1 protein-coding gene is annotated in these 235 nt (G+C 41.3%); it reads right to left on the bottom strand.

What is annotated here, in order from left to right; genetic code table 11:
• A partial coding sequence (locus tag RM529_RS17995) for an ArsR/SmtB family transcription factor (protein WP_311486095.1) occupies positions 1-235 on the bottom strand: 235 nt, incomplete at both ends.

Genomic DNA, 235 nt, shown 5'->3' with positions numbered 1-235 from the left:
TGCATCCTTCATTTTTCGGATATGCTGGGACACGGCGGGAACACTCATTTCAAGAATGTCCGCAATATCACAAGGGCACAGTTCATTTTCTATGTTCAAAAGGAATAGTACTTTAAGTCTTACCTCGCTTCCAGCGAGAGCCAGAATTTTGCTTATTACTTTAAAGCTGTCCGAAGAATTCTCTATGGTTTCCTTACATCTCGATATTTGCTTCTTGTCTGCTTCGTTCCGTGTA

This window comes from Autumnicola edwardsiae (genome assembly GCF_031846505.1).
GTDB classification, from domain to species: domain Bacteria; phylum Bacteroidota; class Bacteroidia; order Flavobacteriales; family Flavobacteriaceae; genus Autumnicola; species Autumnicola edwardsiae.
The sequence above is the reverse complement of the archived record's forward strand: the minus strand, read 5'-3'. Positions and strand labels throughout refer to the sequence as shown.